General features: G+C 71.3%; 17 protein-coding genes. 10 read left to right on the top strand and 7 right to left on the bottom strand.

Annotation, left to right across the window (positions count from 1 at the left end; translation table 11 throughout):
- Positions 1-94 precede the first annotated feature (94 nt).
- Entirely contained in the window at positions 95-433 is a 339-nt protein-coding gene (locus OTB19_RS27910) for a DUF2516 family protein (RefSeq protein WP_267801267.1), read from the top strand.
- A 118-nt stretch (positions 434-551) separates the two neighbouring features.
- Here the strand turns inward: OTB19_RS27910 and OTB19_RS27915 are convergent, their stop codons facing one another.
- From OTB19_RS27915 to OTB19_RS27925, 3 genes are all read right to left on the bottom strand, one after another.
- Positions 552-1,841, bottom strand: coding sequence for a PP2C family protein-serine/threonine phosphatase (locus OTB19_RS27915; protein WP_267801268.1), 1,290 nt, complete (start codon positions 1,839-1,841; stop codon positions 552-554).
- Between the two features lie 374 nt (positions 1,842-2,215).
- Positions 2,216-3,316 carry an NlpC/P60 family protein gene (locus OTB19_RS27920; protein ID WP_420716924.1) on the bottom strand — a complete coding sequence of 367 codons (1,101 nt, stop codon included), beginning with the start codon at positions 3,314-3,316 and terminating at the stop codon, positions 2,216-2,218.
- Between the two features lie 211 nt (positions 3,317-3,527).
- Complete coding sequence (locus OTB19_RS27925; RefSeq protein ID WP_266948908.1) at positions 3,528-4,340, bottom strand: class I SAM-dependent methyltransferase; 813 nt, start codon at positions 4,338-4,340, stop codon at positions 3,528-3,530.
- A 209-nt stretch (positions 4,341-4,549) separates the two neighbouring features.
- Between OTB19_RS27925 and mshA the strand changes: the two genes are divergently transcribed.
- Together mshA and OTB19_RS27935 are read left to right on the top strand one after the other, a co-directional pair.
- Positions 4,550-5,932, top strand: a complete 1,383-nt coding sequence (gene mshA / locus OTB19_RS27930) for a D-inositol-3-phosphate glycosyltransferase (protein WP_266948911.1) — start codon at positions 4,550-4,552, stop codon at positions 5,930-5,932.
- Complete coding sequence (locus OTB19_RS27935) at positions 5,925-6,410, top strand: YbjN domain-containing protein (protein ID WP_267801270.1); 486 nt, start codon at positions 5,925-5,927, stop codon at positions 6,408-6,410. Before mshA ends, OTB19_RS27935 begins: the two co-directional genes overlap by 8 nt.
- An 89-nt stretch (positions 6,411-6,499) precedes the next feature.
- Here the strand turns inward: OTB19_RS27935 and OTB19_RS27940 are convergent, their stop codons facing one another.
- Positions 6,500-7,831, bottom strand: a complete 1,332-nt coding sequence (locus OTB19_RS27940) for an MDR family MFS transporter (RefSeq protein WP_267801271.1) — start codon at positions 7,829-7,831, stop codon at positions 6,500-6,502.
- Between the two features lie 207 nt (positions 7,832-8,038).
- Between OTB19_RS27940 and OTB19_RS27945 the strand changes: the two genes are divergently transcribed.
- Complete coding sequence (locus OTB19_RS27945; RefSeq protein WP_267801272.1) at positions 8,039-8,797, top strand: phosphoglyceromutase; 759 nt, start codon at positions 8,039-8,041, stop codon at positions 8,795-8,797.
- 184 nt (positions 8,798-8,981) lie between these two features.
- On the opposite strand, the gene OTB19_RS27950 is transcribed toward OTB19_RS27945, so the two are convergent.
- Positions 8,982-9,131, bottom strand: coding sequence for a hypothetical protein (locus OTB19_RS27950; RefSeq protein WP_199826583.1), 150 nt, complete (start codon positions 9,129-9,131; stop codon positions 8,982-8,984).
- A gap of 208 nt (positions 9,132-9,339) precedes the next feature.
- Positions 9,340-10,017, bottom strand: a complete 678-nt coding sequence (gene phoU / locus OTB19_RS27955) for a phosphate signaling complex protein PhoU (RefSeq protein ID WP_267801273.1) — start codon at positions 10,015-10,017, stop codon at positions 9,340-9,342.
- Between the two features lie 230 nt (positions 10,018-10,247).
- On the opposite strand from phoU, the gene OTB19_RS27960 reads away from it, so the two are divergent.
- Both OTB19_RS27960 and OTB19_RS27965 read left to right on the top strand, forming a co-directional pair.
- The gene (locus tag OTB19_RS27960) at positions 10,248-11,486 is read left to right on the top strand and encodes a sensor histidine kinase (RefSeq protein ID WP_053680830.1); all 1,239 of its coding nucleotides are present in this window, start codon (positions 10,248-10,250) and stop codon (positions 11,484-11,486) included.
- Positions 11,483-12,163 (top strand): response regulator transcription factor, encoded by a 681-nt coding sequence (locus OTB19_RS27965; protein ID WP_030009598.1) that lies wholly within the window; start codon positions 11,483-11,485, stop codon positions 12,161-12,163. The genes OTB19_RS27960 and OTB19_RS27965 overlap by 4 nt, the downstream gene beginning before the upstream one ends.
- A gap of 106 nt (positions 12,164-12,269) precedes the next feature.
- Here the strand turns inward: OTB19_RS27965 and OTB19_RS27970 are convergent, their stop codons facing one another.
- On the bottom strand, positions 12,270-12,947 hold the full coding sequence (locus tag OTB19_RS27970) for a DUF461 domain-containing protein (RefSeq protein ID WP_267801274.1): 678 nt from the start codon (positions 12,945-12,947) through the stop codon (positions 12,270-12,272).
- A 613-nt stretch (positions 12,948-13,560) separates the two neighbouring features.
- Between OTB19_RS27970 and OTB19_RS27975 the strand changes: the two genes are divergently transcribed.
- From OTB19_RS27975 to cysS, 4 genes are all read left to right on the top strand, one after another.
- Entirely contained in the window at positions 13,561-14,043 is a 483-nt protein-coding gene (locus OTB19_RS27975) for a CarD family transcriptional regulator (RefSeq protein WP_003953493.1), read from the top strand.
- A gap of 356 nt (positions 14,044-14,399) precedes the next feature.
- Entirely contained in the window at positions 14,400-15,146 is a 747-nt protein-coding gene (gene ispD, locus OTB19_RS27980; protein WP_267801275.1) for a 2-C-methyl-D-erythritol 4-phosphate cytidylyltransferase, read from the top strand.
- Complete coding sequence (gene ispF, locus OTB19_RS27985) at positions 15,136-15,648, top strand: 2-C-methyl-D-erythritol 2,4-cyclodiphosphate synthase (RefSeq protein ID WP_267801276.1); 513 nt, start codon at positions 15,136-15,138, stop codon at positions 15,646-15,648. Before ispD ends, ispF begins: the two co-directional genes overlap by 11 nt.
- Positions 15,649-15,739: 91 nt before the next feature.
- Positions 15,740-17,140 carry a cysteine--tRNA ligase gene (gene cysS / locus OTB19_RS27990; RefSeq protein WP_267801277.1) on the top strand — a complete coding sequence of 467 codons (1,401 nt, stop codon included), beginning with the start codon at positions 15,740-15,742 and terminating at the stop codon, positions 17,138-17,140.
- Positions 17,141-17,248 lie beyond the last annotated feature (108 nt).

Here is a 17,248-nt window from a genome sequence, read left to right on the forward strand (position 1 = left end):
GGAAGGTGTCCGGTCCGTTGTCATGGGTGAGGGCCGGCTTCCCCGGTAGCGTGGGGGCGAACGGCATCAGAAGCGGAAGAAGGTGGTCGAGGCGATGTTGATGAACGGTTTCGACAACGGGGTCATCCCGTTGCTCGGGTTCGCCATGCTGGCGCTCGCCGTCGTGGCCTTCGTGTTCGCGCTGATGGCGCGCGACGACGCGTACCGGGCGGCCGACAAGAAGACCAAGACCTTCTGGCTGGTCATCCTCGGCATCACGATCCTCGTGGACTTCTTCCTCGGGATGCTGTTCCTGGAGATCGCCGGCCTGGTGGCCACCATCGTCTTCCTGGTCGACGTCCGACCGGCCCTCAAGCAGGTGTCGGGCGGCGGTCGGCGCAGCGGCGGCAGCAGCAGCGACGGCCCGTACGGCCCGTACAACGGCGGCCGGTAGACACTCCCGACCGGGGCCTCCCCGGTGATGGGCCCGGCGCCGCGCGCCGGGCTCGGTCCTCCGAGGCCGGGCTCGGCCCTCCGCGCGGGGAACGCCCGGCCCTCGGCGCGGGAGGGGCTCAGCCCTCCGCGCGGGAGAGCAGGACCACGGCGACGTCGTCGGTCAGCTCGCCGCCGTTGAGGCGCCGGGCCTCGGTGACGGAGGCCTCCAAGAGGCTCTCACCACTCAGCCCCTGATCCAGGTGCCGGTTGATCATCTCGACCATTCCGTCCTGTCCGAGCCGCTCCTTGCCCGCGCCGATCTTCCCTTCGATGAGGCCGTCGGTGTAGAGCATGAGGCTCCAGGTGCCGCCCAGCTCCACCTGGCGGCGGGGCCAGCGGGCCTTGGGGAGCAGCCCGAGCGCCGGCCCGCTGTTCTCGTACGGGAGGAGCCGCGCGGCCCGACCCGGCCGGGAGATCAGCGGCGCCGGATGGCCCGCCAGGCAGAGGCCGGCGCGCCGGCCGTCCGGGGCGATGTCCACGGTGCACAGCGTCGCGAAGATCTCCTCGCAGGGGCGCTCCACCTCCAGCACCTCCTGGAGGGTGGCCAGCAGATCGTCCCCGCACAGTCCCGCGAGGGTCAGCGCGCGCCAGGCGATGCGCAGCTCGACACCGAGGGCCGCCTCGTCGGGGCCGTGGCCGCAGACGTCGCCGATCATCGCGTGCACGGTGCCGTCGGGGGTGCGGACCGTGTCGTAGAAGTCCCCGCCGAGCAGGGCCCGGCTGCGGCCGGGCCGGTAGCGGGCGGCGAAGCGGAGGTCGGAACCCTCCAGGAGGGGGTTCGGGAGCAGTCCGCGTTCCAGGCGGGCGTTCTCCTGGGCCCGGAGCTTCGATTCCGCGAGCTTGTACTGGGCTATGTCGGCCCGTTTTCTCTCCACGGCGTAGCGGATGGCCCGGCTCAGCAGCCGGCCGTCGAGCTCGTCGCGGAAGAGGTAGTCCTGGGCGCCCACCCGTACCGCCTCGGCGGCGTGTTCCGCGTCGGCCTCGGCGGTCAGCACCAGCACGGCGTGCCGCGGGGCGAGCCGCAGGACCTCGCGGAGCGTGGCGAACCGGTCGTCGGCGGCGCCGGGGCCCGGGTTCGCGAGCGACAGGTCCAGCAGGATGCAGTGCACGTCGGGCGTGAGCAGCCGGGTGGCCTCGGTGAGGTTGCGGGCGGTGCGCAGCCGTATGCGATGGCCGTCGGCGTCGAGTACCTCGGGCACGGTGAGGCCGCCCGCGGGATCGTCCTCGATGACCAGGAGGGTCAGGGACGTCTGCGCGGGTACGGGGACGGGGATGGTGGTCGGGACGTGCTCGACGGTGGTGGCCAACAGGGCCTGGCCGCCCTCCGTGGCGGGGTTCTCCCTCTGCCGCGGTATGGGTACGGGCATCGTCTCCGGTTCCTTCCCTCCCCCCGAGGGTGCGCTCATGCGCTCGACCCTAGCGGGCCGGAACGGGAGAGCGGAATGGCGTTCCGGTGGAGGTCCCGGGGAGGGCCTCCGTCATATGCCGTTATCGCGGGGGAAATGCGGGCTGATGGGATGACCAAGCTCACGGCGGGAGAGCCGAAGTCCCGCCTGCCGAGACGGCCGGATGTGGGCTTCACCACCCGTACCAGGCGAAAGCCGGCCACACGAAGCCCCCGACCCGGCCCGGCACCCGCCCGGGGCCCGGCCCGGCACCCGCCCGGGGCCCGGCCCGGCACCCGGCCCGGCAAGGCGCACGCCCGCGCGCCCCCCGCCCCGGGAACCCCCGCGCCCCGCGGCTACGCGTCCGGGCGGACGACCGCCTTGATCGGCATCGAGCCCGCGCCCGCCATCGTCACGTTTCGGCCGGGGCGCGGCGCGTGGACCATGGCCCCGTCCCCGACGTACATCCCGACATGGCTCGCGTCGTCGAAGTAGATGATCAGATCGCCCGGCCGGATGTCCTTCACCGCGACCTTCCGCAGCCGCAGCTGTTCCTGCGAGGTCCGCGGGATGGCCTTCCCCGCCGCCAGCCAGGCCTGTGAGGTCAGGCCCGAGCAGTCGAACGACCCCGGACCCGTGGCGCCCCACACGTACGGCTTGCCCATCTGGGCCGTGGCGAACTGGACCGCCCTCTTGCCCGCGTCCGTCGCCTTGCCGTTGACGTCCTTCATCGCGCCGGACGACAGCCACTGCGTCTGCGCCTTGTACTGGGCTTCCTGCTCCAGCTGGAGCAGCCGGGCCTTCTCCTCGGCCGCCAGCTTGCTCTCCAGGTCCTGCGCGGCCTTGATCTTCTCCTCGATCCGCTTCTTGGACTTCTCCCGCTCGACCCGGTTCGTCTCCAGCTTCTGCCAGACCGTGCTCGCGTCCTTCGCGTACCGCTGGAGGTCGTGCTGGGTGCGGTCGAGCTCGGTCAGCAGGTCCGTGGTGGCCTTCTCGCCCTGCCGCAGCCGGTCCTTGGAGTCCAGGAACTGGCTCGGACTGTCGCTCAGCACCAGCCGCGCGCCCGCCGGCAGACCGCCCGAGCGGTACTGGGCCCGGGCGGCGGCGCCGGCCCGGTCCTTCAGCCCGCTGATCCGCTCCCGGCCGGCCACGATCAACTGCGCGATCTGGACGATCCGCTCCGACTGGACCTTCGTCTCGCTCTCCGCGAGGTTGTAGGCGTCCGTGGCGCTTCCGGCCTGGCGGTACAGATCCTCTATCTCCTTGCGGATCTGCTCCAGGGACTTGGCCCCCGGTTCGGGCGCGGGCGCCACCGGCGCTCCGGGCGCGGAGGGAGCCGCGGGCGCCGCGTACGCCGTCCCCGAGAGTCCGAGGCCCGGGGCCGTCAGTATCGCCATCGCGCACAGCAGTGTGAGAGCGGATGCGCCCCGTCGGTGCGCTCGCTTCACGGTCCCCATGGTCCCCCCAGGTGCCCCGCGTCAGACCGATGTCATCCCACATCAGATCTGACTATTCATCAGTAACTTGGCACTGCCTTCGGGATGGTGCCACGAGTCCGTGAATTCCGACACCCTTGCGGATGTCCCCCTGATCATCACCGGCCACGTCGCGCCCGCCCCTGCCGACTCAACGGGCCGCTCCGGACACGGGTTCCCCGACACGCGAGGTTCACCCCGAAGGGCGCAACGCCTCCCACCGCACCGTCAGTTCCCCCTGCCTCCACCGCACCGGCCCGTCCGCCAGCGGCCAAGTCCCGGCCAGCGCCCGGGCCGTGCGGATCCAGCGCTGCCGTGCCCCGTACGAGGCGTAGGGGGCCGCCGCCGCCCACGCCCGGTCGAAGTCGCGCAGGAACGCGTGCACCGGCTCGCCCGGGACGTTCCGGTGGATCAACGCCTTCGGCAGCCGCTCGGCCAGGTCCGACGGCCGCTCCAGCGACCCCAGCCGGGTCGCGAACGTCACCGTGCGCGGCCCCTCCGGACCGAGCGCGACCCACACGTGCCGGCGTCCGATCTCGTCGCAGGTCCCCTCGACGAGCAGCCCGCCGGGGGCCAGCCGGGCGCACAGCAGCCGCCACACCTCCTCGACCCGCTCCTCGTCGTACTGCCGCAGCACGTTCGCGGCGCGGATCAGCATCGGTGCCTCGCCGCCGTCCAGGGGCACCTCGAAGCCGCCGTGCCGGAAGGCCAGGCCCTCCCGCTCGTACGGCTTGGCACCCGCCACCCGGGCCGGCTCGATCTCGATGCCGACCACCCGCACGGCGGGGGCGGCCGCCCTCAGCCGTGCCAGCAGTTCCACCGCCGTCCACGGCGCCGCCCCGTAACCGAGGTCGACCGCGACCGGGGCCGTCGCCCGCCGCAGCGCCGCCCCGTGCGTCGCCGCGATCCAGCGGTCCATGCGACGCAGACGGTTCGGGTTCGTCGTCCCGCGCGTCACCGTGCCCACAGGGCGTCTCGGGGGCGGCGGGGTGCTGCGGGAGGCCATGCGCCGAGCGTATGCGGAGCGTGCGCCCAACATAAAAATCCGGCAAACGACCGAGGAAAAAGGCGCCCCCCGGAATGCGGGGCACCGCCGTACGGGTTGCACTGCTGGAAGAGCGCCGCCCGCGCTCCGTTCGCCATGCCGTCCGCGCGGCACCCGGTGTACGCGTCGTGCGAGTCGCCCGAGTCGTCCGAGCGAGAGGAACTGCTCCCTTGAGCCAGTACGTGTCCCGCCTCGGCGGCAGCATCAGCGGTCGGATAGCCGCCGCCCGCAGCACCCGTCACGACCCGCCGCGCCTGCGCCTCCCGGCCGTCGGCCACCACCGCAAGCCGCGCCGCGTCGCCATGCTCAGCGTGCACACCTCACCGCTGCACCAGCCGGGGACCGGCGACGCGGGCGGGATGAACGTGTACATCGTCGAGCTCGCCAAGCGCCTCGCCGCGATCAACATCGAGGTCGAGATCTTCACCCGGGCCACCACCGGAGGGCTTCCACCGGCGGTCGAGCTGGCCCCCGGCGTCCTCGTACGACACGTGGACGCGGGCCCCTACGAGGGCCTCGCCAAGGAGGAGCTGCCGGCGCAGCTGTGCGCCTTCACCCACGGCGTGATGCAGGCCTGGGCCGGGCACCGCCCCGGCTACTACGACCTCGTCCACTCCCACTACTGGCTCTCCGGCCACGTCGGGTGGCTCGCCGCCGAACGCTGGGGCGTGCCCCTCGTCCACGCCATGCACACCATGGCCAAGGTCAAGAACGCGGCGCTGGCCGAGGGCGACACGCCCGAGCCGGCCGCCCGCGTCATCGGCGAGACCCAGATCGTCTCCGCCGCCGACCGGCTGATCGCGAACACCGCCGAGGAGGCGGACGAACTCGTACGGCACTACGAGGCCGACCCCGGGAAGGTGGCCGTCGTCCACCCGGGCGTGAACCTCGACCGGTTCACCGTCGGCGACGGCCGCGCCGCCGCCCGCGCCCGCCTCGGGCTGCCCCAGGACGCGGTCATCCCCCTCTTCGCGGGCCGCATCCAGCCCCTCAAGGCCCCCGACGTCCTGCTGCGGGCCGTCGCGGAACTGGTGGACCGGGATCCGACGCTGCGCGGGCGGCTCTTCGTCCCCGTCGTCGGCGGGCCGAGCGGCAGCGGGCTCGCCAAGCCGGAGGGCCTGCAGAAACTCGCGGCGAAACTCGGCATCGCGGACCTCGTGCACTTCCAGCCGCCGGTCGCGCAGGACCGGCTCGCGGACTGGTTCCGCGCGGCCTCCGTGCTGGTCATGCCCTCGTACAACGAATCCTTCGGGCTCGTCGCCCTGGAGGCCCAGGCCACGGGCACGCCCGTCCTGGCCGCCGAGGTCGGCGGCCTGCCGGTGGCCGTCAACGACGGGGTCACGGGCATCCTCGTACCCGGCCACGACCCGGTGGACTACGCCCGCGAGCTGCGGCGTTTCGTGGACGACCCGGGGCTCACGGACCGGATGGGCGGCGAGGCGGCCCGGCACGCGCAGTTCTTCGGCTGGGACACCGCGGCCGCCGGCACCGCCGACGTCTACACCGCGGCCATGCATGATCATCGCCGTCGCGTACGCTCCCACCATGGCTGACACCGCCGCGATCATCGAAGCCACGCTGAACGGCGCCGAGCTGGGCTGGGAGAACCCGGACCCGGGCACCTACGTCGTCCAGCTCCCCGGCACCCGCAAGCTCTCCACGACCTGCTCGCTGCGGGTCGGCAAGCACTCCCTGTCGGTCAACGCCTTCGTCATCAGGCACCCCGACGAGAACGCGGCGGGCGTCCACCGCTGGCTGCTGGAGCGCAACCTCAAGCTGTACGGCATGGCCTACGCCGTCGACCGTCTCGGCGACGTGTACCTGACGGCCCGACTCCCGCTGTCCGTGGTCACTCCGGACGACCTGGACCGACTCCTGGGCACCGTCCTGGAGGCGGCGGACGGCGCCTTCAACACCCTGCTGGAACTCGGCTTCGCGAGCGCCATCCGCCGCGAGTACGAATGGCGGGTCTCCCGCGGCGAACCGACCTACAACCTCGACGCCTTCAAGCACCTGACCCGCCCGGAGTGACGCCCCGCGCGACCCGCTGACGCCCTGCGCGACATCGTGCCTTCGAGCAGGGGGCCTTCGAGCAAGGGGCCCTTCGCGCGGGGGCCGCGTCAGAGTTCGGCCGGCGTCGCGGCCGGTGTCCGCTCCGGCGTCGGCGCCTGGACCACCGCGGCGGGCTGCGCCGCCGGCACCTGGGCCGGGACCGGGGCCTCGACCACCGGGACCGCCGACTCGCCCACCTCGGGCAGGTTGCGCATCAGCAGCCAGTAGCCCAGCGCCGCCACCGTGCCCAGACCGGCCGTGCCCGCCCACAGCCACGACGCCCCGAACCGGTCGATCGTGAACCCCGCCATCAGGGGCGCGACCAGCGAGGCCACGGCCCAGGACAGCGTGTACATGCCCTGGTAGCGGCCCCGGCCGTGCAGCGGGGACAAGCGGGCGACCAGCCCCATCTGGGTCGGCGAGTTCACGATCTCGGCCAGCGTCCACACGCACACGGCCAGCCCCAGGCTCCACACGGCCCCGCCGAAGGCCGTCAGCGCGAACCCGTACCCGGCCAGCAGCGCCGACAGGACCAGCAGCATCTGCGGATCCCGGTGCTCGATGAACCGGGTGACCGGGATCTGGAGCAGCACGATCAACACCCCGTTCACGGCGATGACGAGCCCGTAGTCACCCGTGGAGAACCCGGCCTCGCCCATGGCCAGCGGCAGTCCGAACGACCCCTGCATGAAGATCAGCGAGATCAGGAACGACAGCCCGACCACACCCATGAACCGGCCGTCCCGCAGCACCGTCCCCATCCCGATCTCGGGCTCGGCCGCCGCCTTCTCCGCGGCGCTCTTCTCCGGCCGGGACTCGGGCAGCTTCACGAACACCAGCACCGCGCACACCAGGGTCAGCGCGGCCTCGCCCAGGAACCCGGCGAGATAGCTGTACTCGGCGATGAATCCCGCCACCGTCGCGGACACGGCGAAGCCCAGGTTGATCGCCCAGTAATTCAACGCGAACGCCCGCACCCGGTCCTCCGGCCGCACGATGTCCGCCATCATCGCCTGCACCGCCGGCCGAGAGGCGTTCGAGGTCATGCCCACCAGCAGGGCCACCGCGGCGATCGCCGCCGGGTGTTCCATGAAGCCCAACAGCGCCACCGAGAACGCCGTCGACGCCTGCGCCGCCACCAGCGTCGGCCGCCGCCCCAGCCGGTCGGTCATCACCCCCGCGACCAGCGAGGACATCACACCGCCCAGCCCGTGCAGGGCCACCACCAGACCGGCGAACGAGCCCGAGTAGCCCCGCTCCAGGGTCAGGTACAACGTCATGAACGTGGCGACGAAAGCCCCGAGCCGGTTGACGAGGGTGCTCGTCCACAGCCACCAGAACGCGCGCGGAAGACCCCCCACGCTTTCCCGGGCAATCCGCGTCAAACGGCCTGTGAACATACGGATTCCCCCAGGAGATGTAAGTGCCTCTATGGCTTTCCGCATGCTACGAACGCCCGTGGTGCCCCGCCAGTCAATTGACGCCGAGCGTCAAACGAGGCCCTCCCGAGGGCCGAACGAGAGGGTCCTGCGGCCCGTACGGAAGGCCCCGGATCCCCCTGGCACACCGCGCGCGAGCGCCCCGAGGCGTCCATTAGGCTCGTACGCATGGCCGACGCACCGTACAAGCTGATCCTCCTCCGTCACGGCGAGAGCGAGTGGAACGCGAAGAACCTGTTCACCGGCTGGGTGGACGTCAATCTCAACGAGAAGGGCGAGAAGGAGGCGGTCCGCGGCGGTGAGCTGCTCAAGGACGCCGGCCTGCTCCCCGACGTCGTGCACACCTCGCTCCAGAAGCGCGCGATCCGCACCGCGCAGATGGCGCTGGAGGCAGCCGACCGCCACTGGATCCCCGTCCACCGCTCCTGGCGCCTGAACGAGCGCCACTACGGCGCCCTCCAGGGCAAGGACAAGGCCCAGACCCTCGCCGAGTTCGGCGAGGAGCAGTTCATGCTGTGGCGCCGCTCGTACGACACCCCGCCGCCGGCCCTCGAAGACGGCACGGAGTACTCGCAGTCCGAGGACCCGCGCTACGCGACCATCCCGCCGGAGCTGCGCCCGAAGACCGAGTGCCTCAAGGACGTCGTCGTCCGCATGCTGCCGTACTGGTACGACGGCATCGTCCCGGACCTGCTCGCCGGCCGCACAGTCCTGGTCGCCGCGCACGGCAACTCGCTGCGCGCCCTGGTCAAGCACCTGGACGGCGTCTCCGACGAGGACATCGCGGGCCTCAACATCCCGACCGGCATCCCGCTCGCCTACGAGCTGGACGCCGAGTTCAAGCCCCTCAAGCCGGGCGGCACCTACCTCGACCCGGCCGCCGCCGCGGCCGCCATCGAGGCCGTCAAGAACCAGGGCAAGAAGTAACCCCCACGCACGAACCAGCCCCCACCCGCCGATACCTGGCGGGCGGGGGCTTCTCGTTGACCGGGGCCGGGCGGCGCCGGAGGGATGAGCAGGTCACGTCGGCGAACACACCGAACAAGTGCGAAGGGCCCCGTCCGACGGGATCGGACGGGGCCCTCGCTTACGTGCGTACGTGCGGCCGGGGTCAGCCGCCGCACTGGCAGGGGGCGCCGGACTGGCAGCCGCAGCCGCAGCCCGAGCCGCACCCACAGGCCGCGAGCAACGGCAGGCGGAGCGGTTCCCGGGGCTGCGGCTGCTCGTGTTCCGGGGTGATGGGGACGGGGGAATCGGACATGGATCCTCCTCGCAGGCGGCGTGCGCACAGGTCGTCGTACGGCGTGGTGCCTTCGTGCCTTCGCCTCATTCATGCCCAGCCGCACCGGCGCGTCAACGGCGCATTGGGGCTCGGCCCGATCCGCCCGGCGCCCGCTCCGACCCGCGAGGACTCCCGCTCCGACCCGCGAGGATTCCCGCACCCGACCCCGTCCGACGTGTCACACGCGTCAGACGCCCTCCACCTGCGTCGGCTGCTGGAGCTCGTCCGCGTGCTCGCCCGTCACCAGGTACACGACGCGCTTCGCGACCGACACCGCGTGGTCCGCGAACCGCTCGTAGTACCGGCCCAGCAGCGTCACGTCGACGGCCGTCTCGATGCCGTGCTTCCAGCGGTCGTCCATCAGGTGCTGGAACAGCGTGCGGTGCAGCTGGTCCATCTCGTCGTCGTCCTGCTCCAGCTGGAGGGCCAGGTCGACGTCCTTCGTGATGATGACCTCGGCCGCCTTCGCCATCAGGCGCTGCGCCAGCTGACCCATCTCCAGGATGGTCGCGTGCAGGTCACGCGGTACCGCCGTGTCCGGGAAGCGCAGCCGCGCCAGCTTCGCCACGTGCTGCGCCAGGTCGCCGGAGCGCTCCAGGTCGGCGCTCATCCGCAGCGAGGTCACGACGATGCGCAGGTCGGTGGCGACCGGCTGCTGCCGGGCCAGCAGGGCGATGGCCCGCGCCTCCAGGTCGTGCTGGAGGTCGTCGACCTTCTGATCCCCGGCGATGACGCTCTCGGCCAGCTTCAGGTCGGCGTCGAGCATCGAGGTCGTGGCCCGCCCGATCGCGGAACCGACGAGCCGGGCCATCTCGACCAGGCTTTCTCCGATCGAGTCCAGTTCCTCGTGGTACGCGTCGCGCATGGTGGTCCCTCTCTCGACTGCTCGCCCGCTGATGTCGCGGGCTCTTACTACTACTGCCCTATCGCTGCGTGGCTTCTTGCCTCACGTTGCCACGGTGGGCCTCGAACGCGTCCGACTCCGGCACCGCAAGTGAATCAACCCCGTCGCCAGGGTGAACTCTGGGCGACGAGTGTTCGAGCTGCCACCCGAACGGCTGTGGAAGTGTCGTTGCACCTGCTTAACCTGGGTGCATGGACGTGAACGCGGCGGTCGCCGCAGCTGCAGCGATCGCCGGTCTTTGCACCGGTGTGATCGCGATGCTGGCGTTCCGCTGGAGCGAGCGCGACCAGGCCCGCCCCACCCGGAGCTCCATGCGCCCCGACATCAACGCGGTGCTCCCGCCCGGCGTGGACACCGTGCTCTCCGTGCTCCGCTCCTCCGCCGTCGTCCTCGACGAGGGCGACGCGGTGGTCAAGGCCAGCTCGGCGGCGTACGCCCTGGGGTTGGTCCGCGGCGGCAAGCTCGCCGTGGAACCCATGCTCCACATGGCGCGCGACACCCGCCGGGACGGCGAGATACGACAGATCGAACTGGACCTGCCCCGCCGCGGCACCGGCCGCGGCGAGGCCCTCGCGGTCTCCGCCCGCGTGGCACCGCTGGGCTCCCGCCTGGTGCTGCTGCTCGTCGAGGACCTCACCGAGGCCCGCCGCATCGAGGCGGTGCGCCGCGACTTCGTCGCGAACGTGTCGCACGAGCTGAAGACCCCCGTCGGGGCGATCTCCCTCCTCTCGGAGGCGGTCATGGACGCCTGCGACGACCCCGAGGCGGTCAGCCGCTTCGCGGGCCGGATGCAGATCGAGTCCACCCGCCTGATCAACCTCGTACAGGAGCTCATCGACCTCTCCCGGGTGCAGAACGACGAGGCCCTGGAGGACGCCGAGCCCGTGCGGGTGGACACCCTCGTGGCCGAGGCGATCGACCGCTGTCGGCACACGGCCACCTCCAAGCAGATCACCATGGCCGCCGGCGGCACCGCCGAACTGCGGGTGTGGGGACATCGGGGGCAGCTGGCGGCCGCCCTCGGAAACCTGGTGGAGAACGCCGTCAACTACAGCCCGGCCCGCACCCGCGTCGGCATCGCCGCGCGCCGGGTCACCGCGCCGGGAGGAGACTTGATCGAGATAGCCGTGACCGACCAGGGCATCGGCATCCCGGAGAAGGACCGCGAGCGTGTCTTCGAGCGCTTCTACCGCGTGGACCCGGCCCGCTCCCGCGCCACGGGAGGAACCGGACTGGGCCTCGCGATCGTGAAGCACGTGGCGGCATCGCACGGCGGGGAGGTGTCGGTGTGGAGCTCCGAGGGCCAAGGCTCCACGTTCACCCTGCGCCTGCCCGAAGCGGCCGCGCAGGCCCCTGCGACGGCCCCCGCACCCGCCCGACCCCTGCTTGAAACAGAAACAGCCATCCCTGCCCCGGAGGTCCTTCCGTGACCCGAGTGCTCGTCGTCGAGGATGAGGAATCCTTCAGCGACGCCCTGTCCTACATGCTCCGCAAGGAGGGATTCGAGGTCGCGATCGCCGCGACCGGGCCCGACGGGCTCGACGAGTTCGAGCGCAACGGCGCCGACCTCGTCCTCCTCGACCTGATGCTCCCCGGCCTGCCCGGTACCGAGGTCTGCCGGCAGCTGCGCGGCCGTTCCAACGTCCCCGTGATCATGGTGACCGCCAAGGACAGCGAGATCGACAAGGTCGTCGGGCTGGAGATAGGAGCCGACGACTACGTCACCAAGCCCTTCTCCTCGCGGGAGCTGGTCGCCCGCATCCGCGCGGTGCTGCGCCGCCGCGGCGAGCCGGAGGAGGTCACCCCGGCGGCCCTGGAGGCCGGTCCGGTACGGATGGACGTCGACCGGCACGTGGTCACCGTCTCCGGCGGCAAGGTGGACCTCCCGCTCAAGGAGTTCGACCTGCTGGAGATGCTGCTGCGCAACGCGGGCCGCGTACTGACCCGCATGCAGCTCATCGACCGGGTCTGGGGCGCCGACTACGTCGGCGACACCAAGACCCTCGACGTCCACGTCAAGCGCCTGCGCGCCAAGATCGAGCCGGACCCGGGCGCCCCGCGCTACCTGGTCACCGTGCGCGGCCTGGGCTACAAGTTCGAGCCGTAGGCCGGCGCCGCCGACCCGACCCGGGTCGGGTCGCACCACGGGAAGGGCCCCCGACCGCCGGAGCGGTCGGGGGCCCTTCCCGTACGTACGTCGTGACGGCCGGGGCTCAGTGCCCGGCGCTCTGCGACGGGGAGCCCGAGGGCTTGCCCGAGGCGGAACCGGAGGGGGTGCCCGCGGCGGACCCGGAGGGACCACCGGACGGGGTGCCCGAGGGGGACCCGGAGGCGGACCCGGACGGGGAGGCCGACGGGCTCGGCGCGGCGACCGGGGCCACGGTCGGGCCATAGCCCGCGTACATGCCCGCGGCCGGGACCACGAAGGCGTCCAGCGCCACGTCGCCGGTGCTGCTGAGCTGGAAGGTGACCTTCTGGACGTTGCCGTCCTCGACGGCCTCGCGGCCGCCCACGACCACGGCGGAGGCGTTGCCCGCGCCGCCCAGGACGACGGAGCCGCCGGCCGGCACGGTGATCTTGCCCGCGCCCTCGGCGTTCTTCAGGACGACCTTGCTCTTGCCACCCGCGAGGGTGATGCCGTCAAGGGTCTGCGCCTGGGTGCCGGTGTTGAAGACCGTCGCCGAGACGGCCGCCGGGCCCTTCTTGTCCTGCTCGCTCTGGGTGATCACCAGGGCGTTCTGGATCTTGATGTCGCCCTTGGTGATGGCGGCGTTGTCCGGCTTGATCTCGAGGGTCTGGGCGTTGTTGCCCGCTCCGCATGCGGCGAGCGCAGCGATCGAGAAGACGACGGCGGTAGCGGCGAGGGCGCCGCGTCGAAGGCTGCGGCTCACGGCGGCGGCAACTCCTTGGACGTTCGGACGGAGGGTGGACGCCCCCAGCCAGTGCGCTGGGAGGTTCCCCCTGGGGCGGCTGAGGTAAAGCCGTCCTAAGGGTGTGTCAGCGCGCTTAGGTTACCGAGCCGCCGCCCCGCCCCCGCACCCGACCCTCCGCAGGGCGCCGGCCGCCCTGCGTCGGTTCGGCGATCACCCCGCGATCTTCGGGGGATCCGTCCGTGATCTCGCATTCCCCATATCGTGCGCGGGCTGTTCGGTGATCAATTCCGGGAATCCTCCGAACACCCCTCGATGATCAATTCGAGATTGGGCCGGAACCGCTCCGTACGTCCGCCCGCCAGTCGAACGGAGTAGTCGGGTTTTCGGTTGCGGAAACGGGCAAAACGGGATGTACATCACACTGGACGGGGTACCTGTCAGGTGTAACGTGGCCGTTTCTCCTGGTCCGCACAGCACCTCCGACCTGCGAATACCCCCTTCCGCAAGCCCTTCGCAGCACGTTCGTGTCGCTGTTGTCAAGCCCCGAGATGTGCCCTGACCTGCGAAAACGCCATTCATAACAGTCCGTTCTCGTGTTACCCTGGATAGCCACGGAAGGGGTACCTGTCACATGACGTTCAAGGTTGGCGACACCGTGGTCTATCCCCATCACGGGGCCGCGCTGATCGAGGCCATTGAGACTCGTCAGATCAAAGGCGTGGACAAGACCTACTTGGTGCTCAAGGTCGCCCAGGGCGACCTGACGGTTCGTGTGCCTGCGGACAATGCGGAGTTCGTCGGCGTTCGCGACGTAGTCGGCCAGGACGGGCTGGACCGGGTCTTCGAGGTGCTTCGCGCACCGTATGCCGAAGAGCCGACGAACTGGTCCCGGCGCTACAAGGCAAATCTGGAGAAGCTCGCTTCTGGCGATGTCATCAAGGTCGCCGAGGTCGTGCGTGACCTGTGGCGTCGTGAGCGTGAGCGCGGGCTTTCCGCTGGTGAGAAGCGCATGCTCGCCAAGGCGCGCCAGATCCTGGTGAGTGAACTCGCGCTCGCCGAGAACACCAACGAGGACAAGGCCGAGGCTCTCCTCGACGAGGTTCTCGCGTCCTGACGCGAACACCGGTCGCACACAACCGGTCGTACACAGTCGTGCCGCGGTGCCCGATGACAAGGAAACTTGTCGCCGGGCGCTGCGGCATGTCTGTACCCATGCTTGCGCACACTGCCTGCGCTGCTTGTCCCAGCAACTTCCATGGAACGCGCTCCGCGGTGCCCACCCTGCTGGTTTTCACCCCGTGGTGCAAGCCCCACCGAAGTGCGGACCACCAAAGTGCCGACCTCACTGGCGTGCCGGGTCCGGGCAGCCGGCTCGACCGGTCGTCACGGAAGGGGCGAGGGCGTCGCACCCGGCACCCCTGAGGCCATACCCATGTCGGCCGAAGTCACAAACCTGGCTCGGAGTCACTGATGTCTGACGCAACGCGCACCCCCCGCACCGCCGCCGTGATCCCGGCCGCCGGGCGCGGGCTGCGCCTCGGTCCCGGCGCCCCCAAGGCGCTGCGGACCCTCGGCGGGATCCCGATGCTGATCCACGCCGTCCGCGCGATGGCCCGCTCCCGCGCGGTCTCCCTCGTCGTGGTCGTCGCCCCGCCCGACGGCGCCCCCGGGGTGCGCCGCATGCTCGACGAGCACGCGCTGCCCGAGCGGACCGAGATCCTCGTGGTGCCCGGCGGGGAGACCCGCCAGGAGTCCGTGCGCGCCGGTCTCGCCGCGCTGCCGGCCGACGTCACCGCCGTGCTGATCCACGACGCGGCCCGGCCGCTGGTGCCCGTGGACACCGTCGACTCCGTCGTCGAGGCCGTCCGTCAGGGCGCCCCCGCCGTGGTGCCGGCGCTGCCGTTGGCCGACACCGTCAAGGAGGTCGAGCCCGGGAAGCCCGGCGAGCCCGAGCCGGTGGTCGCCACGCCCGAGCGGGCCCGTCTGCGCGCCGTGCAGACCCCGCAGGGCTTCGACCTCGCCACGCTCGTACGGGCCCACGAGCGGGTCGCCGTACGCGGCGAGGGAGCGACCGACGACGCCGGCATGGTGGAACAGCTGGGCGTCACCGTCGTGGTGGTGCCCGGCCACGAAGAGGCCTTCAAGGTCACCCGTCCGCTCGACCTGGTCCTCGCCGAGGCCGTACTCGCCCGCAGGAGGGCCACCGATGCCTACTAGTCCCCAGATCCCGATCCCGCAGGTCGGCATCGGCACCGACGTGCACGCCTTCGAGGCCGGCCGCGAACTGTGGTGCGCGGGCCTTCTGTGGGAGGGAGAGGACGGCCTCGCCGGCCACTCCGACGGCGACGTCGCCGCCCACGCGGCCTGTGACGCCCTCTTCTCCGCCGCCGGCGTCGGCGACCTCGGCGCGCACTTCGGCACCTCCCGCCCCGAGTGGTCCGGCGCCGCCGGGGTCACCCTGCTGGCGGAGGCCGCCCGGATCGTGCGGGCCGAGGGCTTCGAGATCGGCAACATCGCGATCCAGGTGATCGGCGTCCGCCCGAAGATCGGCAGGCGGCGCGATGAGGCACAGAAGGCGCTCGCCGCCGCGGCGGGCGCCCCCGTCGCCGTGTCCGGAACCACGACCGACGGCCTGGGCCTGACCGGCCGGGCCGAGGGCCTCGCCGCCATCGCCACGGCCCTCGTCTACCGGACGAACAGTGGGAAATCGCCCGAGTGAGAGCGTTCGCGCCGGGTCCCGCGCCACAAACGTCACCCCGCGTCCCCAAAGGGTCGCGGGGCACTGCTACGCGCGCACTACCCTGGATGCCGTGACTATTCGCCTGTACGACACCAGCGCCCGGCAGATCCGTGACTTCACCCCCCTCACGCCGGGCTGTGTCTCGATCTACCTGTGCGGCGCCACGGTGCAGGCCGCCCCGCACATCGGGCACGTCCGTTCGTACCTGAACTTCGACATCATGCGCCGCTGGTTCGCCTACCGCGGCCTCGACGTCACCTTCATCCGCAACGTCACCGACATCGACGACAAGATCATCGCGAAGGCCGAGACGCAGGGCCGCCCCTGGTGGTCCATCGGCTACGAGAACGAGCGCGCCTTCAACGACGGCTACGACGCGCTGGGCTGCCTCCCGCCCACGTACGAGCCCCGCGCCACCGGTCACGTGCCGGAGATGATCGAGATGATGCGCACGCTCATCGAGCGCGGCCACGCCTACGAGGCCGACGGCAGCGTCTACTTCGACGTGCGGTCCTTCCCCGGCTACCTGGAACTCTCCAACCAGAACATCGACGACCTGCGCCAGCCCTCCGAGGAGGGCATCACGGGCAAGCGGGACCCCCGCGACTTCGCGATGTGGAAGGCCACCAAGCCCGGCGAGCCCGACTGGGAGACCCCCTGGGGCCGCGGTCGCCCCGGATGGCACCTGGAATGCTCCGCCATGGCGCACAAGTACCTCGGCAGCGCCTTCGACATCCACGGCGGCGGGCTCGACCTGATCTTCCCGCACCACGAGAACGAGATCGCCCAGGCCAAGGCCTTCGGCGACGAGTTCGCGAAGTACTGGGTGCACAACGCCTGGGTCACCATGTCCGGCGAGAAGATGTCCAAGTCCCTCGGGAACTCGGTCCTCGTCTCCGAGATGGTCAAGCAGTGGCGCCCGATCGTCCTGCGCTACTACCTCGGCACCCCCCACTACCGCTCGATGATCGAGTACAGCGAGGAGTCGCTGCGCGAGGCGGAGTCGGCCTTCGCGCGCATCGAGGGCTTCTACCAGCGCGTCATCGAGAAGGCCGGCGGGCCCGTGGAGCCCGCCGCGGAGGTCCCGCTCGCCTTCGCCGAGGTCATGGACGACGACCTCGGTGTCCCGCAGGCGCTCGCCATCGTCCACACCGCGGTCCGGCAGGGCAACAGCGCCCTGGCCGCCGACGACAAGGACGCGGCCATCGCGCGCCTGTCCGAGGTGCGGGCCATGCTGGGCATCCTCGGCCTGGACCCGCTCGACCCGCACTGGGCGGGCGAGACCGACCGGGGCGAGGACCTGCACGGCGCCGTGGACACGCTCGTACGCCTCGTCCTGGAACAGCGCGAGTCCGCCCGCGGCCGCAAGGACTGGGCGACCGCCGACGCCATCCGCGACCAGCTCCAGCAATCCGGCCTGGTCATCGAGGACAGCCCCACGGGACCCCGTTGGACGCTCGGCCCCCGCTGAGCCCATCGGAGCAGTACCACCGGAGCAGTCCGACTGTGCCGCCCGGCCCCCCGGGCGGCACACTCTTCATACGTACACACCGCAGCACCAACGAAAACAGGTAGAAGT

The sequence above is a fragment of the Streptomyces sp. H27-H5 genome (genome assembly GCF_026627505.1).
In the GTDB taxonomy this organism is placed as follows: Bacteria; Actinomycetota; Actinomycetes; order Streptomycetales; family Streptomycetaceae; genus Streptomyces.